This window comes from Pseudomonas sp. SBT1-2 (genome assembly GCF_028640875.1).
Lineage (GTDB): Bacteria > Pseudomonadota > Gammaproteobacteria > Pseudomonadales > Pseudomonadaceae > Aquipseudomonas > Aquipseudomonas chlororaphis_I.
Genome location: NZ_JAQZAA010000112.1, coordinates 1 through 24,382 on the forward strand (window position 1 = coordinate 1; position 24,382 = coordinate 24,382).

22 protein-coding genes are annotated in these 24,382 nt (G+C 64.3%); 8 read left to right on the forward strand and 14 right to left on the reverse strand.

Features of this window, described 5'->3' with window-relative positions; genetic code table 11:
• Positions 1 to 54: 54 nt before the first annotated feature.
• A complete protein-coding gene (locus PVZ78_RS26630) occupies positions 55 to 1,239 on the reverse strand; it encodes a thiolase family protein (RefSeq protein ID WP_009050181.1) in 1,185 nt (394 codons plus the stop codon).
• Between the two features lie 143 nt (positions 1,240 to 1,382).
• Complete coding sequence (gene pap, locus PVZ78_RS26635) at positions 1,383 to 2,903, reverse strand: polyphosphate:AMP phosphotransferase (protein WP_009050182.1); 1,521 nt, start codon at positions 2,901 to 2,903, stop codon at positions 1,383 to 1,385.
• A gap of 141 nt (positions 2,904 to 3,044) precedes the next feature.
• On the opposite strand from pap, the gene mnmC reads away from it, so the two are divergent.
• The 5 genes from mnmC (at position 3,045) to PVZ78_RS26660 (ending at position 10,465) form a co-directional block, all read left to right on the forward strand.
• The gene (mnmC, locus tag PVZ78_RS26640) at positions 3,045 to 5,051 is read left to right on the forward strand and encodes a bifunctional tRNA (5-methylaminomethyl-2-thiouridine)(34)-methyltransferase MnmD/FAD-dependent 5-carboxymethylaminomethyl-2-thiouridine(34) oxidoreductase MnmC (protein WP_273829565.1); all 2,007 of its coding nucleotides are present in this window, start codon (positions 3,045 to 3,047) and stop codon (positions 5,049 to 5,051) included.
• Positions 5,052 to 5,302: 251 nt separating this feature from the next.
• Positions 5,303 to 7,075 (forward strand): N-acetylglutaminylglutamine amidotransferase, encoded by a 1,773-nt coding sequence (locus PVZ78_RS26645; protein ID WP_273829566.1) that lies wholly within the window; start codon positions 5,303 to 5,305, stop codon positions 7,073 to 7,075.
• 3 nt (positions 7,076 to 7,078) lie between these two features.
• A complete protein-coding gene (gene ngg / locus PVZ78_RS26650) occupies positions 7,079 to 8,824 on the forward strand; it encodes an N-acetylglutaminylglutamine synthetase (RefSeq protein WP_273829567.1) in 1,746 nt (581 codons plus the stop codon).
• A gap of 127 nt (positions 8,825 to 8,951) precedes the next feature.
• Positions 8,952 to 10,136 (forward strand): osmoprotectant NAGGN system M42 family peptidase, encoded by a 1,185-nt coding sequence (locus tag PVZ78_RS26655; protein ID WP_273829568.1) that lies wholly within the window; start codon positions 8,952 to 8,954, stop codon positions 10,134 to 10,136.
• A gap of 101 nt (positions 10,137 to 10,237) precedes the next feature.
• Positions 10,238 to 10,465 (forward strand): YheU family protein, encoded by a 228-nt coding sequence (locus PVZ78_RS26660; RefSeq protein WP_007932245.1) that lies wholly within the window; start codon positions 10,238 to 10,240, stop codon positions 10,463 to 10,465.
• Positions 10,466 to 10,516: 51 nt separating this feature from the next.
• Here the strand turns inward: PVZ78_RS26660 and PVZ78_RS26665 are convergent, their stop codons facing one another.
• Together PVZ78_RS26665 and PVZ78_RS26670 are read right to left on the reverse strand one after the other, a co-directional pair.
• Positions 10,517 to 10,849, reverse strand: a complete 333-nt coding sequence (locus PVZ78_RS26665; protein WP_007932246.1) for a YnfA family protein — start codon at positions 10,847 to 10,849, stop codon at positions 10,517 to 10,519.
• A 64-nt stretch (positions 10,850 to 10,913) separates the two neighbouring features.
• Positions 10,914 to 11,729, reverse strand: a complete 816-nt coding sequence (locus PVZ78_RS26670; protein WP_009045033.1) for an SDR family oxidoreductase — start codon at positions 11,727 to 11,729, stop codon at positions 10,914 to 10,916.
• 302 nt (positions 11,730 to 12,031) lie between these two features.
• Between PVZ78_RS26670 and PVZ78_RS26675 the strand changes: the two genes are divergently transcribed.
• On the forward strand, positions 12,032 to 12,184 hold the full coding sequence (locus tag PVZ78_RS26675; RefSeq protein ID WP_009045034.1) for a DUF3309 family protein: 153 nt from the start codon (positions 12,032 to 12,034) through the stop codon (positions 12,182 to 12,184).
• Between the two features lie 80 nt (positions 12,185 to 12,264).
• Here PVZ78_RS26675 and PVZ78_RS26680 read toward each other — a convergent pair whose 3' ends face one another.
• From PVZ78_RS26680 to PVZ78_RS26700, 5 genes are all read right to left on the reverse strand, one after another.
• Positions 12,265 to 14,358: an LTA synthase family protein gene (locus tag PVZ78_RS26680; RefSeq protein ID WP_009050189.1), complete on the reverse strand. Its 2,094-nt coding sequence runs from the start codon at positions 14,356 to 14,358 to the stop codon at positions 12,265 to 12,267.
• 322 nt (positions 14,359 to 14,680) lie between these two features.
• Positions 14,681 to 14,872 (reverse strand): PLDc N-terminal domain-containing protein, encoded by a 192-nt coding sequence (locus tag PVZ78_RS26685; RefSeq protein WP_009050190.1) that lies wholly within the window; start codon positions 14,870 to 14,872, stop codon positions 14,681 to 14,683.
• A gap of 98 nt (positions 14,873 to 14,970) precedes the next feature.
• Complete coding sequence (locus tag PVZ78_RS26690; RefSeq protein WP_009050191.1) at positions 14,971 to 15,501, reverse strand: hypothetical protein; 531 nt, start codon at positions 15,499 to 15,501, stop codon at positions 14,971 to 14,973.
• Between the two features lie 114 nt (positions 15,502 to 15,615).
• The gene (locus PVZ78_RS26695) at positions 15,616 to 16,134 is read right to left on the reverse strand and encodes an ankyrin repeat domain-containing protein (protein WP_009045037.1); all 519 of its coding nucleotides are present in this window, start codon (positions 16,132 to 16,134) and stop codon (positions 15,616 to 15,618) included.
• 97 nt (positions 16,135 to 16,231) lie between these two features.
• Positions 16,232 to 18,064: a long-chain-acyl-CoA synthetase gene (locus tag PVZ78_RS26700; RefSeq protein WP_124301959.1), complete on the reverse strand. Its 1,833-nt coding sequence runs from the start codon at positions 18,062 to 18,064 to the stop codon at positions 16,232 to 16,234.
• 612 nt (positions 18,065 to 18,676) lie between these two features.
• On the opposite strand from PVZ78_RS26700, the gene PVZ78_RS26705 reads away from it, so the two are divergent.
• Complete coding sequence (locus PVZ78_RS26705) at positions 18,677 to 18,955, forward strand: DUF3509 domain-containing protein (protein ID WP_016704385.1); 279 nt, start codon at positions 18,677 to 18,679, stop codon at positions 18,953 to 18,955.
• Between the two features lie 95 nt (positions 18,956 to 19,050).
• Here the strand turns inward: PVZ78_RS26705 and mtnC are convergent, their stop codons facing one another.
• The 5 genes from mtnC to aroC all read right to left on the reverse strand — a co-directional run bounded on the left by mtnC (position 19,051) and on the right by aroC (position 23,273).
• Positions 19,051 to 19,734 carry an acireductone synthase gene (gene mtnC / locus PVZ78_RS26710; protein ID WP_016704386.1) on the reverse strand — a complete coding sequence of 228 codons (684 nt, stop codon included), beginning with the start codon at positions 19,732 to 19,734 and terminating at the stop codon, positions 19,051 to 19,053.
• A 4-nt stretch (positions 19,735 to 19,738) separates the two neighbouring features.
• Positions 19,739 to 20,284 carry a 1,2-dihydroxy-3-keto-5-methylthiopentene dioxygenase gene (locus tag PVZ78_RS26715; RefSeq protein WP_053269685.1) on the reverse strand — a complete coding sequence of 182 codons (546 nt, stop codon included), beginning with the start codon at positions 20,282 to 20,284 and terminating at the stop codon, positions 19,739 to 19,741.
• Between the two features lie 97 nt (positions 20,285 to 20,381).
• Positions 20,382 to 21,002, reverse strand: a complete 621-nt coding sequence (locus PVZ78_RS26720) for a methylthioribulose 1-phosphate dehydratase (RefSeq protein WP_124301960.1) — start codon at positions 21,000 to 21,002, stop codon at positions 20,382 to 20,384.
• The gene (locus PVZ78_RS26725) at positions 20,999 to 22,147 is read right to left on the reverse strand and encodes an MFS transporter (RefSeq protein WP_273829569.1); all 1,149 of its coding nucleotides are present in this window, start codon (positions 22,145 to 22,147) and stop codon (positions 20,999 to 21,001) included. The genes PVZ78_RS26720 and PVZ78_RS26725 overlap by 4 nt, the downstream gene beginning before the upstream one ends.
• Positions 22,148 to 22,181: 34 nt before the next feature.
• A complete protein-coding gene (gene aroC, locus PVZ78_RS26730) occupies positions 22,182 to 23,273 on the reverse strand; it encodes a chorismate synthase (RefSeq protein ID WP_007932265.1) in 1,092 nt (363 codons plus the stop codon).
• A 141-nt stretch (positions 23,274 to 23,414) separates the two neighbouring features.
• Between aroC and PVZ78_RS26735 the strand changes: the two genes are divergently transcribed.
• Positions 23,415 to 24,368, forward strand: a complete 954-nt coding sequence (locus PVZ78_RS26735; RefSeq protein ID WP_009050199.1) for an alpha/beta hydrolase — start codon at positions 23,415 to 23,417, stop codon at positions 24,366 to 24,368.
• Positions 24,369 to 24,382: the final 14 nt, after the last annotated feature.

Below are 24,382 nucleotides of genomic sequence, written 5' to 3' on the forward strand. Positions count from 1 at the left end.
GGCTTGCCCGCGATAGGTTCGTAAGGCAGACATATCCGCCCCCGCCTGACGGACTTAGCGCACCGCTTCGAACAACCCGGTCGCGCCCATGCCGCCGCCGACGCACATGGTGACGATGCCGTAGCGCAGGTTGCGCCGTTGCAGTTCGCGCACCAGGTGGCCGACCTGGCGCGAACCGGTCATGCCGAACGGGTGGCCGATGGAGATCGAGCCACCGTTGACGTTGTACCTGGCGTTGTCGATCTGCAGCCGGTTGCGGCTGTACAGGCATTGCGACGCGAAGGCCTCGTTCAACTCCCAGAGGTCGATGTCATCCACTTGCAGGCCCTTGGCCTTGAGCAGCTTGGGCACCGAGAACACCGGGCCGATGCCCATTTCGTCCGGCTCGCAGCCGGCCACGGTGAAACCGCGGAAGAACGCCTTGGGCTTGAGCCCCAGCGCCAGGGCCCGCTCCAGGCTCATGACCAGGGTCATGGACGCACCATCGGACAGCTGCGAGGAGTTACCCGCGGTCACCGAACCGTCTTCGGCGAACACCGGTTTCAAGCCGGCCAGGTTTTCCAGGGTAGTGTCCGGGCGGTTGCAGTCGTCACGATCGACCACGCCGTCGAGGATCTGCACCTGGCCGCTGTTCTTGTCCTCGACCCGGTACTTCACCGCCATCGCCACGATCTCGTCGTCGAACAGCCCGGCCGCCTGGGCTGCCGCGGTGCGCTGCTGGCTTTGCAGGGCGTACAGGTCCTGCTCCTCACGGCTCACGTTGTAACGCCGGGCGACCACCTCGGCGGTCTGGCCCATGGGGAAATAGATGCCCGGCACCTGCTCCTTGAGCAGCGGGTTGATCAGGTTGTCGGTGTTGACGCTTTTCATCGTCAGGCTGATGGACTCGACGCCGCCGGCGACAATGATGTCGCTGCAACCGGACGCGATCTGGTTGGCCGCGATGGCGATCGCCTGCAGGCCGGAAGAACAGAAACGGTTGAGGGTCATGCCCGCGGTACCGGTGCCCAGGCGGGACAGCACCGCGACGTTGCGCCCGATGTTGTAGCCCTGGGCGCCTTCGTTGGAACCGGCGCCGACGATGCAGTCCTCGACGCTGGCCGGGTCGATACCGTTGCGGGTCAGCAGCGCATTGACGCAATGGGCGGCCATGTCATCCGGACGGGTCTGGTTGAACTTGCCGCGAAAGGACTTGGCCAGGCCGGTCCGCACGCTATCGACGATCACCACTTCACGCATGGCATACCTCATTGTTGTTGTCGGTTGTGAGTGGGTCGAGCATAAATCCAGCCCTTGCCCGACCGCGACGATCATTCATCCGGCATATGCAAAACCATCGCGCCGCCGGGCCCGTGCCTTGACCCGCTCATCGCCGGCGACGGTTATTTCTTGTTCTTCTTGCCTTTCTTGTCCCTTTTCTCGGACTTGTCGAATGCCTCTTCCAGCGCGCGATTGAGGGTGCGCAGCACCTTGACCCGGGCCCAGCGCTTGTCGTTGGCCTCCACCAGGGTCCAGGCCGCGACCTCGGTGCTGGTGCGGTCGACCATGTCGCCGACGGCGGCGCGGTAGGCATCCCATTTGTCGCGGTTGCGCCAGTCGTCCTCGGTGATCTTGAAACGCTTGAACGGGATCTCTTCGCGGGCCTGGAAACGCTCCAGCTGGGTCTGCTTGTCGATCGCCAGCCAGAACTTGACCACTATCACCCCGGCGTCCTCGAGCTGCTCCTCGAAGTCGTTGATCTCGCCATAGGCGCGCAGCCAGTCCGCCGGGCTGCAAAAGCCCTCGACCCGCTCCACCAGCACCCGGCCATACCAGGAACGGTCGAACACGGTGAACTTGCCCCGCGCCGGAATATGCCGCCAGAAGCGCCACAGATAAGGCTGGGCACGCTCGTCCTCGGTCGGTGCGGCAATCGGCACAATGCTGTACTGGCGCGGGTCCAGCGCCGCCGCTACCCGGCGGATCGCCCCGCCCTTACCGGCGGCGTCGTTGCCCTCGAAAACCGCCACCAGCGCGTGCTTGCGCATGCGCTTGTCACGCAGCAGGCCGGCCAGGCGCGCCTGCTCGGTAATCAATTGTTCCTCGTAGTCGTCCTTGTCCAGTTGCTGGCTCATGTCCAGGCTGTCGAGCAGGGTCAGCTTGTCGACCGCCTCGGCCAACGGCGCCACATGGGGCTCGGCTTCGACCGCGGGCCGGTTGAGCGCGCTCTGCAGGCCCTCGAGGAGAATCTTGCCCACCGCCAGGCTGCGGTAATGCGGGTCCACGCCTTCGATCACATGCCAGGGCGCGTAGTCGCGGCTGGTGCGACGCAACACCCGCTCGCCATATTTGACGAACTTGTCGTAGGTCTCCGACTGCTGCCAGTCCAGCGGGCTGATGCGCCAGCTGTGCAACGGGTCGTCCTGCAGCGACTTGAGGCGGGCCTTCATCTGTTTCTTGGACAGGTGGAACCAGAACTTGAAGATCAGCGCGCCTTCGTCGCACAGCATTTTCTCCAGGCGTTCGGCGCCGGCGATGGCCTGGTCGAAACGGCCGTCCTTGAACAGCTCGTGCACCCGTCCCTGGAGCATCTGGCTGTACCAGTTGCCGAAAAACACGCCCATGCGTCCCTTGGCCGGGAGCATCCGCCAGTAGCGCCAGGCCGGTGGCCTCGCCAGCTCTTCGTCGGTCTGCTGGTCGAAGGTGCGGACCTCGATCAGGCGTGGGTCCATCCACTCGTTGAGCAGTTTCACCGTCTCGCCCTTGCCGGCGCCTTCGATGCCGTTGATCAATACGATCACCGGAAAACGGGCTTTCTGCTTCAGCTCGAACTGGGCTTCCAGCAGGGCTTCGCGCAGGGCCGGGACTTCGGCGTCAAAGGTTTTTTTGTCGATGGCGTGACCGATTTCGGCTGATTCGAACATGAGCGACTCCCTGGCAAGATGGAGCAAGACTAGCGGATCGACACCTGATTTGTCGGCAGGGAAGATGCCAGCCATTGCCGTGGATCATTACCCCCTGTGTCGATCGGCTAGAATGGTCGCCTTGCCGTTACCGAGCCGAACATGACCGCTGAACTGTCCCACACCCAGCCCCATGCCCAGTCCCATGCCCAACTCGACTGGGACGACCAGGGCCGCCCGCGTTCGCGGGTTTTCGACGACGTGTATTTCTCCACCGACTCAGGCCTGGATGAAACCCGCCATGTGTTTCTCGAACAGAACCGCCTGCGCGAGCGTTTTGCCGCGTTGCCGCCCAGTGGCCGCTTCGTCATCGGCGAGACCGGCTTCGGCACCGGCCTGAATTTCCTCTGCGCCTGGCAGTTGTTCGAGCAACAGGCCAACCCCAGCGCACGCCTGCATTTCGTCAGCGTGGAAAAATTCCCGCTGACGCCAGCCGACCTGCAGCGCGCCCTGGCCCTGTGGCCGGAGCTGGCGCCCCTGGCCGAGCGCCTGTTGCGCGCCTATGTCGCCGTGCATCAGGGCTTTCAACGCCTGGTGCTGGACGAGGGCCGCGTTACCCTGACCCTGCTGATCGGCGATGCCCTGGAGCAGTTGCCGCAACTCGACGGGCAGGTCGACGCCTGGTTCCTCGATGGCTTCGCCCCGGCGAAAAACCCCGAGATGTGGACCGCCGAGCTGTTCGCCGAACTGGCGCGCCTGGCCGCTCCGGGTTCGAGCATCAGCACCTTCACCAGCACCGGCTGGGTGCGCCGCCTGCTGAATGCCGCGGGCTTCAAGATGAAACGCACCCCGGGCATTGGCCACAAGTGGGAAGTGCTGCGCGGCGAGTTTCTCGGCTGGCCCGAAGACACGCCGCTGCCTGCCGCCAGCAAACCCTGGTTCGCCCGCCCCACTCAACGGATCCAGGACAAACACGCCCTGGTGATCGGCGCCGGCCTGGCCGGTTGCGCCAGCGCCGCCAGCCTCGCCGCGCGGGGTTGGCGGGTCAGCCTGCTGGAGCGCCACGGGCAACTGGCCCAGGAAGCCTCGGGCAACCCGCAGGGCGTGCTGTACCTGAAACTCTCGGCCCACGGCACCGCCCTGTCGCAGATGATTCTCAGCGGTTTCGGCTACACCCGGCGCCTGCTCGAACAGCTGCAACGGGGCGTCGACTGGGACAGCTGCGGCGTGCTGCAACTGGCCTTCAACGCCAAGGAAGCCGAGCGCCAGGCGCAGTTGGCGGCCGCCTTCCCGACGGACCTGTTGCATCAACTGGACCAGCCCCAGGCCCAGGCCCAGGCCGGCATCGGCCTGGCCCACGGCGGGCTGTTCTACCCGGAAGGCGGCTGGGTGCACCCGCCGGCCCTGTGCCAATGGCAAGCCGCGCACCCACGGATTCGCCTGCTGCCCCATCACGATGTACTGGAATTGCGCCGGGTCGATGGCCAGTGGCAGGCCTGGGACGGCGAGCGGCTGCTGGCCAGTGCCGAGGTGGTGATCCTCGCCGGCGCCGCCGAGATCAAGCGCTTCCCGCCGAGCGCCGAGCTGCCGCTCAAGCGCATCCGCGGGCAGATCACCCGCCTGCCGCAGACCGCGCGCAGCCAGGACCTGGCCACGGTGGTGTGCGCCGAAGGCTATGTCGCCCCCGCGCGCCTGGGCGAACACACCCTGGGCGCCAGTTTCGACTTCAAGAGCGAAGACCTGACGCCCACCGCCGCCGAGCACGCGGGCAACCTGCAGATGCTCGAAGAGATCTCCCAGGACCTGGTGGAACGCCTGGAAGCCGACCGCCTGCAAGCGGAAACCCTCGAAGGACGGGCCGCCTTCCGTTGCACCAGCCCGGACTATCTGCCGATCGTCGGTCCCCTGGCGGACCAGGCGGCGTTCGCCGAGGTCTACGCGGTGCTGGGCAAGGATGCGCGCCAGGTCCCGGACCTGCCCTGCCCCTGGCTGGACGGCCTGTATATCAACAGCGGCCACGGCTCGCGCGGGCTGATCACCGCGCCACTGTCGGGCGAGTTGCTGGCCGCCTGGCTGGACAACGAACCGCTGCCCCTGCCGCGCAGCGTGGCCGAAGCCTGTCACCCCAATCGCTTTGCCTTGCGTCGGTTGATTCGCGGCAAGCCATGAAAGCGAACCGCGATGCCAGGCGCCCTGGCATCGCTTCGCCATCGCCGCGCAAACGCCCACGGGCCCTGCCCGCGCGGCAAAACTCCAGGCAGATCAAGGCCTTTACCTCGGCCCGCAACGCACTAGCACCCCGCCGCTTATAACCCATCGGTCTAAAACTCCAGGGTTTCACCTGGGTCAGTTTCCGGGTACCTGCCGTTTCTGGCCGGTCGCGATTCCCCCCTCCCCAACGGAAAAACCGGTAAGGACTTATGTGCGGATTAGCTGGAGAACTACGTTTTGATCATCAACCCGCCGACCTGGCAGCGGTTGAACGAATCACCCACCACCTCGCCCCTCGTGGTCCCGATGCCTGGGGCTTCCATAGCCAGGGCCCGATAGCCCTGGGCCACCGACGCCTGAAAATCATGGACCTGTCGGACGGCTCGGCCCAGCCGATGATCGACAACCAGTTGGGCCTGTCCCTGGCCTTCAACGGCGCGATCTACAACTTCCCCGAACTGCGCGCCGAGCTGGAAATCCTGGGCTACGCCTTTTACTCCGGCGGCGACACCGAGGTGCTGCTCAAGGGTTATCACGCCTGGGGCACCGAGCTGCTGCCGCGGCTCAATGGCATGTTCGCCTTCGCCATCTGGGAACGTGACGCCAAGCGCCTGTTCATCGCCCGCGACCGCCTGGGCGTCAAGCCGCTGTACCTGTCGCGCACCGGCCAGCGCCTGCGTTTCGCCTCGGCCTTGCCGGCGCTGCTCAAGGGTGGCGACATCAACCCGCTGCTCGACCCGGTGGCGCTCAACCATTACCTGAACTTCCATGCCGTGGTGCCCGCGCCGCGCACCCTGTTGGCGGGCATCGAGAAACTGCCGCCGGCCACCTGGATGCGCATCGAAGCCGACGGCCGCACCGAGCAGCAAACCTGGTGGACCCTGCCCTACGGCCCGCGCGCCGATGAAGCCGGGCTGAGCCTGGAAGACTGGCGCGACCGCGTGCTCGACAGCACTCGCGAAGCCGTGGCGATCCGTCAACGGGCGGCGGTGGATGTCGGCGTGCTGCTGTCCGGCGGCGTCGATTCGAGCCTGCTGGTCGGCCTGCTGCGCGAAGTGGGTGTGGATAACCTGTCGACCTTCTCCATCGGCTTCCAGGATGCCGGGGGCGAACGCGGCGACGAGTTCCAGTATTCGGACCTGATCGCCCAGCACTACGGCACCGATCACCATCAGTTGCGCATCGACGAGCGCGAGATCATCGAACAGCTGCCGGCGGCGTTCCGCGCCATGAGCGAACCCATGGTCAGCCACGATTGCATCGCCTTCTACCTGCTGTCGCGGGAAGTCGCCAGGCATTGCAAGGTGGTGCAGAGCGGCCAGGGCGCCGACGAGCTGTTCGCCGGTTACCACTGGTATCCGCAGGTGGATGGCGCCAGCGACCCTTACGCGGCCTACCGCGAGGCGTTCTTCGACCGCAGCTACGACGACTACGCGGCCACCGTGCAAGCGCAGTGGCTGACCGCCAACGACGCCGCCGGCGATTTCGTCCGTGAGCACTTCGCCCAGCCTGGCGCCACCGCGCCTGTGGATAAGGCACTGCGCCTGGACAGCACGGTGATGCTGGTCGACGACCCGGTCAAGCGTGTGGATAACATGACCATGGCCTGGGGCCTGGAGGCGCGCACGCCGTTCCTCGACTACCGGCTGGTGGAGCTGTCGGCGCGAGTACCCGCCAAGTTCAAGCTGCCCGATGGCGGCAAGCAGGTGCTCAAGGAAGCCGCGCGCCTGGTGATCCCCAGCGCGGTGATCGACCGCAAGAAAGGCTACTTCCCGGTGCCCGGCCTCAAGCACCTGCAGGGCGACACCCTGGACTGGGTGCGTGAGCTGCTGCTCGACCCAAGCCAGGACCGCGGCCTGTTCAACCCGGCGATGCTCGACCGCCTGCTGACCGACCCACAAGGCCAACTGACGCCGTTGCGCGGTTCCAAGCTGTGGCAACTGGCCGCGCTGAACCTGTGGCTCAGCGAACAAGGAATCTGACCCATGAAACTCCACGCCACGGCTTACAGCCAACGCTTGCTGCGCGGTCAGGCGCCCTCCTACGAGCGTCTGCAGGCGCGTTTCGCCGAAGACCGCAGCGCCCTCGGCACCGCCCCCATCGCCGTGCACTGCGGCTGGGGCCGGCTGCTGATCGGCCATACCTTTCCCGACCCGACGAGCCTGGCCGAGGAGCTGCTCAACGAACACCCCGGCGAACGCGACATCGCCTTGTATGTCGCCGCGCCGCAGCAGATTCTCGGCCTGGAGCCGACCCAGTTGTTCCTCGACCCGTCGGACACCCTGCGCCTGTGGTTCAGCGACTACCGCCAGGCCACCCGGGTGTTTCGCGGCTTCCGCATCCGCCGGGCGCAGAGCGCGGCGGACTGGCAGGCCATCAACCAGCTGTACCTGGCCCGCAACATGCTGCCGGTCGACCAGAATCTGCTGACCCCGCGCCATGCCGGCGGGCCGGTGTACTGGCTGGCCGAAGACGAAGACAGCGGCGCGGTGATCGGCAGCGTCATGGGCCTGGATCACCAGAAGGCCTTCCACGATCCGGAGCACGGCAGCAGCCTGTGGTGCCTGGCGGTGGACCCGCATTGCACCCGCCCGGGGGTCGGCGAAGTGCTGGTCCGGCACCTGATCGAACACTTCATGAGCCGCGGCCTGAGTTACCTCGACCTGTCGGTACTGCACGACAATCGCCAGGCCAAGAGCCTCTACGCCAAGCTGGGTTTTCGCACCCTCTCCACCTTCGCCATCAAGCGCAAGAACGGCATCAACCAGCCGCTGTTCCTCGGCCCCGGGCCCGAGGCAGCGTTCAACCCCTATGCGCGGATCATTGTCGAGGAAGCCCATCGTCGCGGCATCGACGTGCAGGTCGACGACGCCGAAGCCGGGATGTTCACCCTCAGCCATGGCGGCCGCCGGGTGCGCTGCCGCGAATCCCTGAGCGATCTGACCAGCGCCATCAGCATGAGCCTGTGCCAGGACAAGAGCCTGACCCACAAGGTGCTGAAACAGGCCGGGCTGAACCTGCCGGCGCAACAACTCGCGGGCAACGCCGACGACAACCTGGCGTTTCTCGACGAGCATGAACGGGTGGTGGTCAAGCCACTCGACGGGGAACAAGGCCAGGGTGTGGCCGTGGATCTGCGTACCATCGAAGAGCTGCAACAGGCGATCGACAACGCTCGGCGGTTCGACAGCCGGGTGTTGCTCGAGAGCTTCCACGAGGGTCTGGACCTGCGCATTCTGGTGATCGGCTTCGAGGTGGTCGCCGCGGCCATTCGCCGGCCGGCCGAGGTGATCGGCGATGGCCAGCATTCCATCAGAGAGCTGATCGAGGCACAAAGCCGGCGTCGCCAGGCCGCCACCGGCGGCGAAAGCAAGATCCCCCTGGACCAAGAAACCCAGCGCGCCCTGCAGGCCGCCGGGCATGGCTACGACAGCATCCTGGCGGCCGGCGAACGGCTGTTCGTGCGGCGCACCGCCAACCTGCATACCGGCGGCACCCTGGAGGATGTCACCGCGATTCTCCATCCGCAGCTGGTGGACGCGGCGATCCGTGCGGCGCGGGCGCTGGATATCCCCATGGTCGGCCTCGACCTGATGGTGCCGGCGGCCGACCAGCCGCAGTACGCGTTCATCGAGGCCAACGAGCGCGCCGGCCTGGCCAACCATGAGCCGCAGCCGACGGCCGAAAGGTTCGTCGACCTGCTGTTTCCCCACAGTCAGCCGGCGATTTGAAAGCCATGTGCAGACAGTACCGGCCTCATCGCGGGCAAGCCTCGCTCCTACAGGCACAGATATTCATGTAGGAGCGAGGCTTGCCCGCGATGACGCACCCACTGGCTCCACTTCACCAGGAGTTTCCATGACCCGACCGATTCCCGAACCGGACCTCAACTACCTGCAGAAAGTCCTCCTGGAAATGCTCGCCATTCCCAGCCCCACCGGCTTCACCGACACCATCGTGCGTTACGTGGCCGAGCGCCTGGAGGAACTGGGTATTCCCTTCGAACTGACTCGCCGCGGCACCATTCGCGCCACCCTCAAGGGCCAGAAGAACAGCCCGGACCGCGCCGTCTCGGCGCACTTGGACACCATCGGCGCCAGCGTGCGCGCGGTGAAAGACAACGGCCGCCTGACCCTGGCCCCGGTGGGCTGCTGGTCCAGCCGGTTCGCCGAGGGCAGCCGGGTCAGCCTGTTCACCGACAACGGCGTAGTGCGCGGCAGCGTGCTGCCGCTAATGGCCTCCGGGCATGCCTTCAACACCGCGGTGGACGAGATGCCCATCAGCTGGGACCACATCGAATTGCGCCTGGACGCCTACTGCACCACCCGCGCCGACTGCGAGTCGCTGGGCATCGGTGTCGGCGATTTCGTCGCGTTCGACCCCTTGCCGGAATTCACCGAAAGCGGCCATATCAGCGCCCGCCACCTCGACGACAAGGCCGGGGTCGCCGCGTTGCTGGCCGCGCTCAAGGCCATAGTCGACAGCGGTGAGCCGCTGATGATCGACTGCCATCCGCTGTTCACCATCACCGAAGAAACCGGCAGCGGCGCGGCGGCGGCCCTGCCCTGGGACGTCAGCGAATTCGTCGGCATCGACATCGCCCCGGTCGCCCCCGGCCAGCACTCCAGCGAGCACGCGGTGAGCGTGGCCATGCAGGACTCCGGCGGGCCTTACGACTATCACCTGTCGCGGCACCTGCTGCGCCTGGCCACCGAGCACGAGCTGCCGGTGCGCCGCGACCTGTTCCGCTACTACTTCAGCGATGCCCACTCGGCGGTCACCGCCGGCCACGACATCCGCACCGCCCTGCTGGCCTTCGGTTGCGACGCTACCCACGGCTATGAACGCACCCATATCGACAGCCTGGCGGCCCTCAGTCGGCTGCTGGGCGCCTACATCCTCAGCCCGCCGGTGTTCGCCAGCGACGCGCAGCCGGCCCAGGGCTCCCTGGACCGCTTCAGTCATCAGCTGGAGCACGACACGCAAATGGAAAGCGACACCCGGGTGCCGTCGGTGGACAGCCTGGTGGGGCAAAAGTCCTGAGGTGATAAGCCCTGAAGTGAAAAGCCGGGCCCCGCGCGAGGTTTGCCTAGCCGCGCGGGGCCCGGCGCAGTAGGATCCGGGATTGTTTGCCGGAGGCCCCTATGCTGATTCCCCATGACCAACTGGAAGTCGACACCCTGACCCGCCTGATCGAAGACTTCGTCACCCGCGACGGCACCGACAATGGCGACGACACCCCGCTGGAAACCCGCGTCCTGCGCGTGCGCCAGGCGCTGACCAAGGGCCAGGCGGTGATCGTGTTCGATCCGGACAGCGAGCAGTGCCAGTTGATGCTCAAGCACGACGTGCCCAAGGAATTGTTCGACTGATCTTCGGCCGGGAGCGAATGCCATGGCGGCGCCCAAAACCCGGCCAGCCCCTCAACCGTTGGTAAAGCGCGGCCCGAACAGAATGATGCTCGCGCCGATCACGCACAGCGCCACCCCGAGCCAGTCCGAGCTCAGCGGCCGCACCCGCTCCACCATGCCCAGCCAGCCGATCGAGGCGATGATGTAGATCCCGCCGTACGCCGCATAGGCGCGGCCGGCGTAGCTCGCTTCGATCTTGGTCAGCAACAGGGCGAAGAGCATCAGGCTCGCCAGCGCCGGGACCATCCACCAGGCGCTTTTGCCCTGGCGCAGCCACATCCAGAAGGCGTAGCAGCCGGCGATCTCGAACAGCGCGGCGAGGAAGAACCACAGGTAATTGAGCATGCAAGGTCTCGTCAGGGATGCCAGATGCTGGCAACCCTAACGACGCACAGGGTCAGCGGCAAGCTCAGCTGGCGTTTTGCTTGGCCTTGGCGCGCATCTTGTCGGCCATGAGGGTCATTTCGTCGTACAGCAGTTGCGGGTTCTTCTGCTTCAGGGCCCAGGCCATGCGCCCCTGTTCATGGGGCAGGATCATGAATTCGCCGGCGGCGACCTGGGTGTAGATGTAATCGGCGATGTCCGCCGCGCTGATCGGCGAGCTTTCCAGCAGCTTGCCGACCTGGGCCTTCATCGCCGGGGTCGGGCCGCGGAACGAATCCAGCAGGTTGGTCTGGAAGAACGACGGGCATACCACGTGCACGCCGATTTCCTGCTGGGCCAGCTCGATCAGCAGGCTTTCGGAGAGAGCCACCACACCGGCCTTGGCCACGTTGTAGTTGCTCATGGCCGGGCCCTGCATCAAGGCCGCCATCGAGGCGATATTGATGATCCGGCCCTTGCTCTTTTCCAGCAGCGGCAGGAACGCCTTGCAACCCTTGACCACGCCCATCAGGTTGATCGCGATCTGCCAGTCCCAGTCTTCCAGGGACAACTCGCTGAAGAAACCGCCGGACGCCACGCCGGCGTTATTGACGATCACATCGATGCCGCCGAGCTTGACCTCGCAGGCCTGGGCGAAGGCTGTCAACTGGCTGTAGTCACGCACGTCGCAACGTTGCACGAAGCCGTCGCCGCCGGCTTCGCGCACCAGCCTGAGGGTTTCCTGCAGGCCGGGCTCGCTGACATCCGACAAGGCCAACTGCCAGCCTTCGCGCGCCCAGCGCAGAGCGATTTCGCGACCCAGGCCGGATCCGGCGCCAGTGATCATCATGCGATTTTGCATAGGAGTTGCCTTGTTGTTCCGGGAGAGATGAGGCGAGTGTAGCGAAGGATTTTGTGCCGCCCACGCACCATCAGATTGCTGAATGCCCCAGGCAAACCGGGGCCTCGGTGCGACTTCCAGGGCATTGCACGTTCAACTCGATGGCCACCGGCAGCAGATACGAAAGGAAATAGTCCTGCGTGCAAAAAGCATTAAGAAAACTTGGAATCATCCTTGAAAGCCCAGAGTCGGAATGATTAAGCGGTGCGGATTAATTGCCTTGAATCCAGCCGCGCCTTCGATCATCCAATAAGGACAACGACATGGGCACAATCCTGATCATTATTCTGATTCTTCTGCTGATCGGTGGTCTTCCAGTGTTCCCGCACTCCAGAAGCTGGGGTTATGGCCCATCCGGCATCATCGGTGTGGTCCTGGTGGTGTTGCTGATTCTCGTGCTACTGGGCCGGATATAGGCATCGCTCGTTCAAGCTCGGTACTGTTCAACCGTCGAAAAAAAAGAGGCCCGAGGGCCTCTTTTCATTCGCGCGATGAATCAGTCCGGCGTGCCGTGCACCACGCCTGCGGTGTTATCCAGCAGGCTCTTGGTAGCGGTTTGCAGGAAGGCTTCGAGCTTGTGCTTCAACTCGGCGGTACGCGGTGCGTCCGGCACGACTTCGGCATGGGGATTGGCACCCAGTTCGTACTGGTAGATCTTCGGCGCCATTTCCTTCTCGCGCGGCAGTACCAGGATCTGGTCGGCGGTGACGATGGCGGTGGTCTGCTCGCTGCCCGACGGCTTGATCACGCCAAAGCCGGTATCGCCCTGCGGCAGGTTGAGCAGGTCGCGGCCCCAGCACTGGTGACGCACTTCGCCACCCAGGCGGCCCATAATGGTCGGCACGATATCGACCTGGGTACCCACGGTGTGGTTGCGCTGGCCGAATTTCTCCTGGATGCCCGGGGCGATCATCAGCATCGGCACGTTGAAGCGGCCCAGGTCCATTTCGGTGATCTGGCGCTCGTTACCGAAACCGTGGTCACCCACGATCACGAACAGCGTCTCCTTGAAGTACGGCTCCTTGCGCGCCTTCTCGAAGAACTGGCCCAGGGCCCAGTCGGAATAACGCATGGCGGTCAGGTGTTCGTTCAGGCTGCCACGGTCGGTCACCTTCTCCACCGGCAACGGCGTCGGCAAGGCGTACGGGGTGTGGTTGGACAGGGTCTGCAGCAGGGCATAGAACGGCTTGCCGTTTTCCCGTGCCTTCAGCTCTTCCAGGCCACGGTTGAACATGTCCTGGTCGGACACGCCCCAGGTCGGATCGGAGAACACCGGATCGACGAAGTCGTTGCGACCGACGAAGTTGGTCATGCCCTGGTTGCTGAAGAAGCCCGACTGGTTGTCCCAGGCGAAATCGCCGTTGTAGACGTACACGTCGTCATACTTGCGGGCGCTCAGCACCTGCGGCAGGCCGGACAGCTTGTGGCTGCCTTCCGGGGTCTGCATCAGGTATTCGAAACCCGGCAGGTTGGGGAAGCAGGCCATGGTGGCGAACATGCCCTGGTGGGTATGGGTGCCGTTGGAGAAGAAGCGGTCGAACAGCAGGCCTTCCTTGGACAGTTGGTCCAGGTAGGGGGTGATGTTGCCCGGAGCGCCCAGGGCGCCCACCGAGTGACCGGCCATGCTTTCCATCAGGATCACGACCACGTTCTTGATCGGCAGGGTCTTGTCGGCCGGTGGCGTGTAGTCGCGGCGCACGGCGGCGATATCGGCGTCCACCAGCTTGTCGTCCGGCATCACCAGCAGGTCGCGCACCACTTGCTGCGCCTCGGGCTGCGGCAGGGTGGCTTTCCAGATATTGCTGCGGTCTTCGCCCATCCGGCTCTTGGCCGCTTCGACCAGCGACAGCGTGCCGTTGAGGCCCAGCTGGTTGGCGAAGTTCGATTCGGTGGTGTAGACGTCACCCCAGCGCAGTGGCGGGCCCTGGCGCAGGGTGCCGCGGGCGGCGACCACGCAGACCAGCAGGCAGACCACGAATACGCCGATACGGGCGTACCACGGGGCGACCTGCCGGGTGCCGATGCTGCCGCCGCTGAACGGGCCGCGTGGCCGGGTCGCGCGGTCGGCGCCCTTGAACGCCAGGCTCAGCAGCCAGGTGCCGAGCGCCCAGGCCAGCAGGTAGCGCACCACCGGGAAGCCGTACCAGAGCATGCTCATCACGGTTTTCGGGTCTTCCTTCACATACTGGAAGACCAGGCCGTTGAGGCGCTGGTGGAACTCGCGGTAGAAGTCCATTTCCATCAGGCCGAGGAACAGCGCGATGCTCGAAACGATGGTCAGCCAGAAGCGGAAGAAACCGCGAGCCGCCATGGCCCGGGCACTGAACAGGGCCAGCAGCAGCGGGATGCTGAGGTAGACCACCAGGCGCACGTCGAAGCGCAGGCCGTTGGCGAAGGCTTCAAGGAAGGTCGAGGCCGGTGTGTCGAGGATCATCTCGCGGTTGTAGACCAGCAGCGCCACGCGCAGCAAGGACAGCATGACCATCATGGCCAGCGCGCAGAGCAGCGTATAAGCCAGATGCGATTTGACGGTCGGTTGCAGCAGGCGACTCGAGGCTCGCTGCTGACTCAGGGCGTCCGGGTTTGCCATATCGTTTTAGGACCCAATGGAAGTTGAAGTTGCGAAAAAAATGCAGCTGCGCTTTGCCCTCTTGTAGCCATTCAGGGCTGGGGGGATGGCGCGGTGCGCAAATGTTGCACGATCAGCAGCGGCATTGCCATTGATTACTGGCAGGCGCCCTCACCCGGCCGGCAATGGCCAGAGTCAGGGATCGCAACCGGAGATCGCACGGGGTGTAGCGGAAAAACAGCGCTGGCGAATTGTCATGGAGACTTTGTGAAAATTTCGTGCAGCGCATATTTGGTCACATAAAAAAGGGCCTGGCGGCCCCTTTTCGAACCCGCGCCAGCCTTCAGAACCTCACGTTACCGCGCGGCCCGGCAATCGCCCAGATGATCAGGCCCAGAACCGGCAACAGGATGATCAGCAGCACCCAGAGGATTTTCATCCCGGTTTCGGCACTGCTTTTTAGCACATTGATGATCGCCCAGATGTCCAGCGCGAGGATGATCAGGCCGACCAGCGTATTGAAGGTGGAACCCATGGTGTCGCTCCTAAGTGAGGGCTTGCCCACTTAGGATAGCCGGCCAGCGCCTGGGTTCCTTTTTATCGCCCGCGCGGTCAGGTCCGTGGCTCGGCAGCTCAGACGTGAACCGCGACCTTGAGCGCTTCCAGGGACGGAGCGGCGGCGATGCCGGCTTCGGCGCACAGCTCCAGCACGCGCGGCACGTCGTTGCCGTAGACCAGCACCACTTGCAGCTCGTCGTCCAGCAGCTGGCTGAAGTTCATCAGCACGTAGCCGCCGTTTTCCGGGTTCATGCTGCCCATCTGGATCTGGATGCGGTTGAGCGCGGTCAGGGCCTCGGTCTTGGCCAGTTGCTTGGGCTTGATGTTGAACGCCACGCCCGGGCCGAAAGACGCGACGATCTGCGCGAACAGGTCCATGTAGGTGTCGGCCTGGAACAGCACGGTTTCCGGCAGGCTGCCGACCACCACCCATTCGCCCAGCGGGATCGGGAAGCTGTCGTCGTAGTTGATGTCCGGATTGGCGGCCAGGAAGGCCTGGGGATCGGCGTAGGCCTGGGCGGCCTCGTCGGCGATCCGCAGGATTTCTTCTTCGCCCATGCAGCCGGAGCTGATTTTGGTGATGAGTTCGGCGAGGACGGTTTTCATGGGCGAATCCTGTTACGGGTCAATGGCGGGCGCGCAGGATAGCCTAAACCCGCCCCGCGAACCTACCGCCGCGACCAAGGCCTGGCCTTGGCCCGGCGGCATGCGCCATTCAGCTCAGCCCAGCAACTTCTGCAACTGCGCGGTGGTGTCGACGGCGCCCATGGTCTTCGCCGCGTCCAGTGCGCTCACGCCGTTGGCGTCGGTGGCCCGCGGGTTGGCGCCCTTGCCGATCAGGTAGTCGACGATTTCCGTGCGGTTGAACATCGCCGCCATCATCAGCGCGGTACGCCCGTCGAAGGACGAACCTTCCACCTCGGCGCCGCCTTCCACCAGCGCCTTGACCACTGCCAGGTCGCCCTTGAAGGCCGCGCCGGCGATCGGGCTCTGGCCGTTGTCGTTACGAATCTCGGGGTCGGCCTTGTGCTTGAGCAGCACCTGCACCGCGTCCACATGCCCGTAGTAGCTGGCCAGCATCAGCAGGGTGTCGCCCTTGTGATTGCGCAGGTTGACCGGCAGACCGCTGCTCGCCAGCTTGTCGAGCATCTGGGCGTCGCCTTGACGGGCGACGTTGAAGACCTGCTCGGTAAACTCGGCGGCTTCTTCTGCGGTCATCTGGCGGCTTTTGTCTGACATCGGGAACTCCACTTTCGGCCAATCGGAAAGCCGCTAGTGTCCCCAAGCGCCTCCTGCCCTGTCATCCCTTTTTTCTCAAGAGCGGCCATAGCCAGAATCAATAACGGTGCCGGCCAGCGCAAATGTCCGCCAGGACCGCCTCCGTCACCTGGACGTAAGTCGCCGATCCCGGCAACCAGGCGTACACCGGATCGCCACCGGTTTTCGACGGGTCGAAGGCTTCTTCCTTGAGCCGGGTCTTCTGGTACTTGAAGGTGCCGGTGGTCTCCATTTTCACCTTGACCCGCAGGAACAGCGGCACCGCGTAGCCCGGCAGATGCTCGCGGGCGAACTGCAACAGCTCGGTGAAATCCAGGGTCGCCAGGGACTCGGCCGGAGTGATCGCCGCCATCCCGGCGCGACCGTTGGTGTTGTGCACCTCGACGCCATAGGCCACCGCCTCGGCGACCTGCGGATGTTGCAGGAGGATGTTCTCCACCTCGGTGGTGGAGACGTTTTCGCCCTTCCAGCGATAGGTATCGCCCAGGCGATCGATGAACTGCGCATGGCCAAAACCGATATCGCGCAGCAGGTCGCCGGTATTGAAGTAACGATCTCCCTTCTCGAACACGTCGGTGAGGATCACCTTCAGGTTCTTTTCCGGCTCGGTATAGCCGTCCAGCGGCGCCTTGTCGTCGATCTTCGCCAGCAGCAAGCCCTGCCCGCCCCGGGCGACCTTCTGCATGAAACCCGAGCCGTTGCGGATCGGCGCACAGGTGTCGTGGGCGTACTCCACCAGCGCCCAGGGCGCCAGGGAGAAGCCCACGGTATTGTCGAAGTTGAGCACGTTGGTAAAGCCGATATTGCCGTCGCTGGCGGCATACAACTCACAGATATGCTCTACACCGAAACGCTGTTTGAACGCCCCCCACACGCCGGGGCGCAGGCCGTTGCCGACCATCTTCACCACGCTGTTGTCACGGTCGTGCTCGCTGGCGGGCTGGTCGATCAGGTAACGGCACAGCTCGCCCACATAGCCGATGGTGGTGGCCTTGAACCGGCGGGCGTCTTCCCAGAACCGGCTGGCGCTGAACTTGCGGCGAATGGCAAACCCCGAGGCCCCGCTGATGGCCGAGCCCCAGCACACGCACAGCCCGGTGGCGTGATACAGCGGCAAGGTGCAGTAGAGGATGTCGGCCGGCTGCATATCGAGGGCGATCATGCCGAAGCTGGCCGAGGTGCGCATCCAGCGGCCATGCTTGAAAATGCCGGCCTTGGGCAGCCCGGTGGTGCCCGAGGTGTAGATATAGAAGCACGGATCGTCGAGGTAGATCCGCGCGGTGCTCGGGGGGTTGCTCGAGTCGCTGGCGGCGCTGGCGGCCATCAGGTCGATGCAGCCGGCGGGCGTTGGCCCGGGCGCCACATCTGGGTCGGCGACGAACCAGGTACGCGCCTCGTCGATGGCGACCTGGTCGCGAATCGCCGAATAGGCATCCAGCAGTTCGACGCCGACGATCATCGCCACCGGCTTCACCAGGTTCACGCTGTGCACCAGCACACTGCCGGTCTGCGCGGTGTTGAGCATGGCGCAGATACCGCCGAGCTTGGCCACCGCCAGCACGCTCACCAGCAACTCGGGACGGTTCTCGACGAAGATCGCCACCACGTCGCCCTTGCCGATGCCCTGGCTCGCCAGGTAATGGGCGATCCGGTTGGCCCACTGGTTGGCCTGTGCATAACTCAACACCCGGTCGCCATACAGCAGCGCCGGGCCGTCAGGGTTGCGTTGCGTGGCCTGCTCGAAGGTCCAGCCCAGCCCGCAGGGCTGATCGGCACGCTTGACGTTGGCTATCTGCATGCCCTTGATGACCCGCGGCAACGCCCGGGCGATGGAGGGCAACTTTCGCAGCATCATGCCCCAGGTGATCATGTCGTGCTGACGAGTGCTCATGACGGCTCCTGTTCGACGCAAAAGGATCCTGCACGGGCCAGACCGGCAGGCAGACAAGGGTCGATGGGGCTATTCGGCTGGGGGCCGAGGGCGGGCCGCCACGGCAAACTGGAGAGAAACAGGGGGCGCGCTATTGGCAGTGATGCGGAGCATGGCGTTCATGGATGACGTCCTATTTTCTTATTATCAGGCGCCCATGACCCTAGGGATCACGACGCATGACTGTCCATGTCGATGAAGCGTCTGATTGACTTGTACAGCCTGTCGCTGGCAAAAAAATACGTCAGCGCTTCTTGGCCTGTACACGGAGTTTTTGCAAAGTTTTGTATCTCCCCCGCGCCGCCAGGTGCCTCGCGCTTGAGGGCCGGTTTGCCGGTTGAATCTTTTACGTGAACCGACAGTCACAGCGTTACGCCCCGGCCCTCGCCCACGCCTGCGATCTCGCAAAATGCAGGATGCACGATGGCCATTCATGCAAATTGCACGGACACACAAATGACGAATATTTATAACAATATGATTTATAAAGACTTTTTAAAAAATTGAGGCTGGCACAATCGCTGCACCTATCACTCCAGGTTTGCCATTCAAGAACCAATGGAGCTGATAGACATGAGCCTGATCCAAGAAAAATTCGCTTCCCTGTTCTCCAACTACGAAGTGACCACTCAGCCACGGCCCGATGGCGGCATCCTGCTGACGCTGCGTAACAGCGAAGGTAAACAGCTCAAGCGCTCGATCTCTTATGCACAGTTGCATGCGGGCGATCAGCTGTCGTGGGTGATCAGTGCGTTGCGTCGCGACCTGGCCGAACAGGCCAGCGAATTGCCGCAGATTTCCCTGCTGCAAAGCCAGAACCGTTTTGCCCTGCCGACGTATCACTCGCTTTAAATCCGCACCGCTGTGGATTCGCGGTGTCAACGGATATATGACGGATAGCCCCACTCAGGCCGTGCCAGCCTTGCGCTGACACGGCCTGATTGCTTTCAGAAACTCCGCGGATCGATATCGGCAAAGCTCGCCACATTCGCATGCCCCGCCAGTTCCCCGCCTTCGCGCACCAGGCCGCAGGTGGCCAGGCCGGCGGACTGGGCCGCATCCAGCTCCTGGACGATATCGGACAGAAAGAGAATCTGCCCGGGCGCACAACCGATGGCCTGGGTAATGCGCCGATAGGACTGCGCTTCCCGCTTCGGCCCCGAGGTGGTGTCGAAAAAACCGCTGAACAGCGGCGTCAGGTCCCCGGCAATGGAACGACCGAAAATCAGCTTCTGCGCCTGGATCGAGCCCGACGAATAGACGTACAACCGATAACCAGCCTGATGCCAGTGCTGCAACGCCGCCGCCGCATCCGGGTAGACATGGCCCTTGAGCTGCCCGGCCCGGTACCCCTGTTCCCAGACCATGCCTTGCAAGGCCTTGAGTGGCGTGGCCTTGCGATCTTCCGCGATCCAGCCCAGCAGGATCTCGATCACCCGCTCGACATCCGCCTCCGGCTCGCCGCGGGCCTCACGCACCGCCTGCAACTGCTCGGCGACATCGGCCCGGTTGGCGTGCTTGCGCACGAAGTCCGGCAGCTGCTGCACCGCGTAGGGGAACAGCACCTCGAAGACAAAACTCACCGCGCTGGTGGTGCCTTCGATGTCGGTGAGAATGGCCTTGATCGGCATCCGCTCAATCCTCCAGAAGCGGGAACTGGCTGGCGATATCGGAACCGGTGAAGTTGGCGACCCAACCTTGCGGGTTATTGAACATGCGGATCGCCACCAGGTACGGGTTCTCGCCCATGTCGAACCAGTGCGCGGTACCGGCCGGCACCGAAAGCAGGTCGTTCTTCTCGCACAGCACGGCGTACACGTAATCACCGATGTGCAGATTGAACAGACCGCGACCGGCGACGAAAAAGCGCACCTCGTCCTCGGCATGCCGGTGTTCGTCGAGGAACTTGGCGCGCAGCTCGGCCTTCTGCGGGTGATCGCTATTGAGGCTGATCACATCGACGGTGATGTAGCCGCGTTCGGTCATCAGGCGGTCGATCTGCTCCTGATAGGCGCCTATCACTTCCTCCTGGCTGGCGCCCGGCTGGATCCTGGTGGCGGCTTGCCAACGATCGAAACGCACGCCCTGCTCGGCCAGGGTCGCGGCGATATCGTCGAAATGGGTCAGCACCTTGTTCGGCAGGTCCGGGCTGGATACGTGGTAAACGGACAGGCTGCTCATCTTGGCAATTCCTCGTTATCGGCAGTGCCCGCAGGCTTTCCAGGCCGGTCAGGCGGTGCATGTCATCAGGCGGTGGCTACTTCAGTCGAAGAAAGCCTTAACGGTTTAACAGGGCGCGAGTCTTCAACTCACACTCGAACAGGAACTCGAAGGCCTCGATCTGGCGCTGCGCGTCACTCATGCGCGCCCCCCAGGTGTAGAGGCCATGACCGCGAATCAGATAGCCGACGCAATCGGCATGGGCGTCGAGCCAGGGCTGGACCTTGCTCGCCAGCCGGGCAATATCCTGATCGTTGTCGAAAATCGGCACGCGCACCCGCGACTCGTGGCTGGCAATGCCGGCAAAGGCCTTTTGCAGCTCGTAACCCTCGAACTCGATAAAGTCCTCGGCGGTCAGGCGCGACAGCACCGTGGCGTTCACCGAATGGGTATGCAACACGGCGCCGATCTGCGGGTTCCAGCGGTACAGCTGAGTGTGCAACAGGGTTTCGGCCGACGGCTTTTTACCCGGTTCCAGACTGTTGCCCGCCAGGTCGGTGGCCAGCACGTCATCCAGGCCCAACTGGCCTTTGTGCTTGCCAGAAGCCGTGAGCAATAGCGCGCTTGGCGACAGGCGCGTGGAATAGTTGCTGCTGGTGGCCGGCGACCAGCCGCGGGCATGTAGAAAGCGCCCGACCTCGATGATGTCCTGTGCCAGCTGTTCGCGGCTAAGGCTCATGGCCTCTCCTCTTGCATACGTGTGGCAATGATAACGGCTGCCGCCAGCGCTGCGAGGCTTGCAATACTAAAGGTCAATGTCGCGCCCAGGGCGTTCCAACTGTAGCCGGAATACAGCGCGCCCAATGCGCCGCCGGTGCCGGCCAGGGCCGCGTACAGAGCCTGGCCCTGGCCCTGCTGGCGGTCACCGAAGCTGCGTTGCACGAAATGAATGGCCGCGGCATGAAAGCTGCCGAAAGTCGCGGCATGCAGCACCTGGGCAAACAACAGCACCCACAGGTGCTCGGCAAAGGCGCCCAGCAGCAGCCAGCGCAGGGCCGCCAGCAGGAAACTCGCCAGCAGCACCCGGCGCACCGAAAACCGCGAGAGAATCCAGCTCATCGCCAGGAACATCAGCACTTCGGCGACCACCCCCAACGCCCACAGCAGGCCGATCAAGCCGCGGCTGTAACCCAGGTGTTCCAAGTGCAGGGTCAGGAAGGTGTAGTAGGGGCCGTGGCTCATTTGCATCAAGGCCACGCAGGCATAGAAGGCTAGCACGCCGGGGCTGCGCAGCTGGCCAAGAAAGCCTCCAGCCGCCAGGCGACTGCCCTGGGCCGCTGGCTGGGCATTGGGCACCCAGGCGCTGCTGAGCACGATGCCGGCCATGATCAACACCAGCGCCGCTGGGTAGATATCCAGGCTCAGCCACTCGAACAGCCGCCCCAGCGCCACCACCGTGAGAATGAAGCCAATCGAACCCCACAGGCGGATCTGGCTGTAGCGGGCGGTCTGGCCTTGCAGGTGGGCCAGGGTGATCACTTCGAATTGCGGCAGCACTGCGTGCCAGAAGAACGCATGCAAGGCCATGACCATCGCCAGCCAGGCGTAGCTCTTGCTGACGAAAATCAGCGAAAAGCTCAGCAGCGTGCAGATCGCGCCAAAACGCACAATGGCCAGGCGCTGGCCGGTGTAGTCGCCGAGCCAGCCCCAGATATTCGGCGCCACGCAGCGCATGAGCATGGGAATCGCCACCAGCTCGCCGATGCGCGCGCTGGAAAACCCCAGGTGATCGAAATACAGCGCCAGAAATGGCGCGGTCGAACCCAGCAAGGCGAAATAGAACAGATAGAAACTGGAGAGCCGCCAGTACGGGAGCGCCGCCACGGCCGTCAGACCGTGGCGACTGGCAGGGACGCCATTACAACTGGCCCAGCACCGGCGTGCTGACGCGCACGTCGGCGTTCTGGCCACGATGACGCAGCAGGTGATCCATCAGCACGATGGCCATCATGGCTTCGGCGATCGGCGTGGCGCGGATGCCGACGCACGGGTCGTGACGGCCCTTGGTGATGACGTCCACCGGGTTGCCATCGATGTCGATCGAGCGACCCGGGGTGGTGATGCTGGAGGTCGGCTTGAGCGCCAGGTGCGCGACGATCGGCTGGCCGGAGGAAATCCCGCCAAGGATGCCGCCAGCGTTGTTGCTGAGGAAACCTTGCGGGGTCAGCTCGTCGCGATGCTCGGTGCCACGCTGGGCAACGCTGGCGAAACCGGCGCCGATCTCCACGCCCTTGACCGCGTTGATGCTCATCAGCGCGTGGGCCAGCTCGGCGTCCAGGCGGTCGAAGATCGGCTCGCCCAGACCCGGCATCACGCCCTCGGCGACCACGGTGATCTTCGCCCCCACCGAGTCCTGATCGCGACGCAGCTGGTCCATGTAGGCTTCCAGCTCCGGCACCTTGTCCGGGTCGGGGCTGAAGAAGGCGTTGTCTTCCACCGAGTCCCAGGTCTTGAACGGGATTTCGATCGGGCCCAGCTGGCTCATGTAGCCACGCACCACGATGCCCTGGCTGGCCAGGTACTTCTTGGCGATGGCCCCGGCCGCCACGCGCATGGCGGTTTCCCGCGCCGAGCTGCGACCGCCGCCGCGGTAGTCGCGGATGCCGTATTTGTGGTGGTAGGTGTAATCGGCGTGGGCCGGGCGGAACAGGTCCTTGATCGCCGAGTAGTCCTTGGACTTCTGGTCGGTATTGCGGATCAGCAGGCCGATGGAGCAGCCAGTGGTCTTGCCTTCGAACACGCCGGAGAGGATTTCGACTTCATCGGCTTCCTGGCGCTGGGTGGTGTGGCGGCTGGTGCCGGGCTTGCGCCGGTCCAGGTCGCGCTGCAGATCGTCCAGCGACAGCTCAAGACCCGGTGGGCAGCCGTCGACAATGGCGACCAACGCCGGACCATGGCTTTCGCCGGCGGTGGTGACAGTGAACAGCTTGCCGTAGGTATTGCCAGACATGCGGGACGCTCCGTGAAATCAGCCGAAATAACTCAATCTGGATTACTGAGCGCGCCAGTATACGCAGCCTACCCAACTAGTTCATCCTCGAACCTTATCCGTGCCGGGAAGTCCAACCGGCACCTTCTCCATGATGGCGTGATGATGCTGCGAGTTCTTCTCTTGAGCCTTACCCTGTTCACCGGCCTGGTCCACGCGGCCGTGCTGCAACGTCCCATCAGCCTGGACACTGGCAATGGCGAGTTATACGGCTCGCTGCTGTTGCCCAAGTCCGACGCCCCGGTGCCGGTGGTGCTGATCGTCTCCGGCTCCGGCCCTACCGACCGCGATGGCAACAACCCCGACGGCGGGCGCAACGACAGCCTCAAGCGCCTGGCCTGGGTGCTGGCCAAGCACAACATCGCCAGCGTGCGCTACGACAAGCGCGGCGTGGCCGCGAGCCTTGCCGCCACCCCGGACGAACGCAACCTGACCCTCGATGCCTACGTCGCCGACGCCGTGGCCTGGGGCAAAAAACTCAAGAGCGACCCGCGCCTGGGCCCGTTGATCATGCTCGGCCACAGCGAAGGCGCGCTGATCGCCACCCTGGCGGCGCCCCAGGTCGATGCAGCGGCAGTGATTTCCATCTCCGGCACCGCCCGCCCGGTGGACCAGGTGCTGCGCCAGCAATTGAGCTATCGCCTGCCGGCGCCGCTGATGCTGCGCAGCAACGAACTGCTCGACAGCCTCAAGGCCGGCCGGGTCGACACCGACGTGCCGCCGCCGCTGGAAGTGATCTTCCGCCCCAGCGTGCAGCCGTACCTGATCACCCTGTTCAAAGAAGACCCGGCCGCCGCGTTCGCCCGCCTGAAAATGCCGGCCCTGATCATCCAGGGCAGCAACGATATCCAGGTCGGCGTCGACGACGCGCGGATGCTCAAGGTCGCCAAGCCGGATGCCCAGCTGGCGCTGATCGAGGGCATGAACCATGTGCTGCGCATCGTGCCCAACGACGTCAAGCGGCAACTGGCCTCCTACAAGGACCCGCAACTGCCCCTGGCCTCGGAACTCGGCAGCCGCATCATCGGTTTTATTGACGGACTTCACGCCCGTTGACGCGTTTTCCCCTC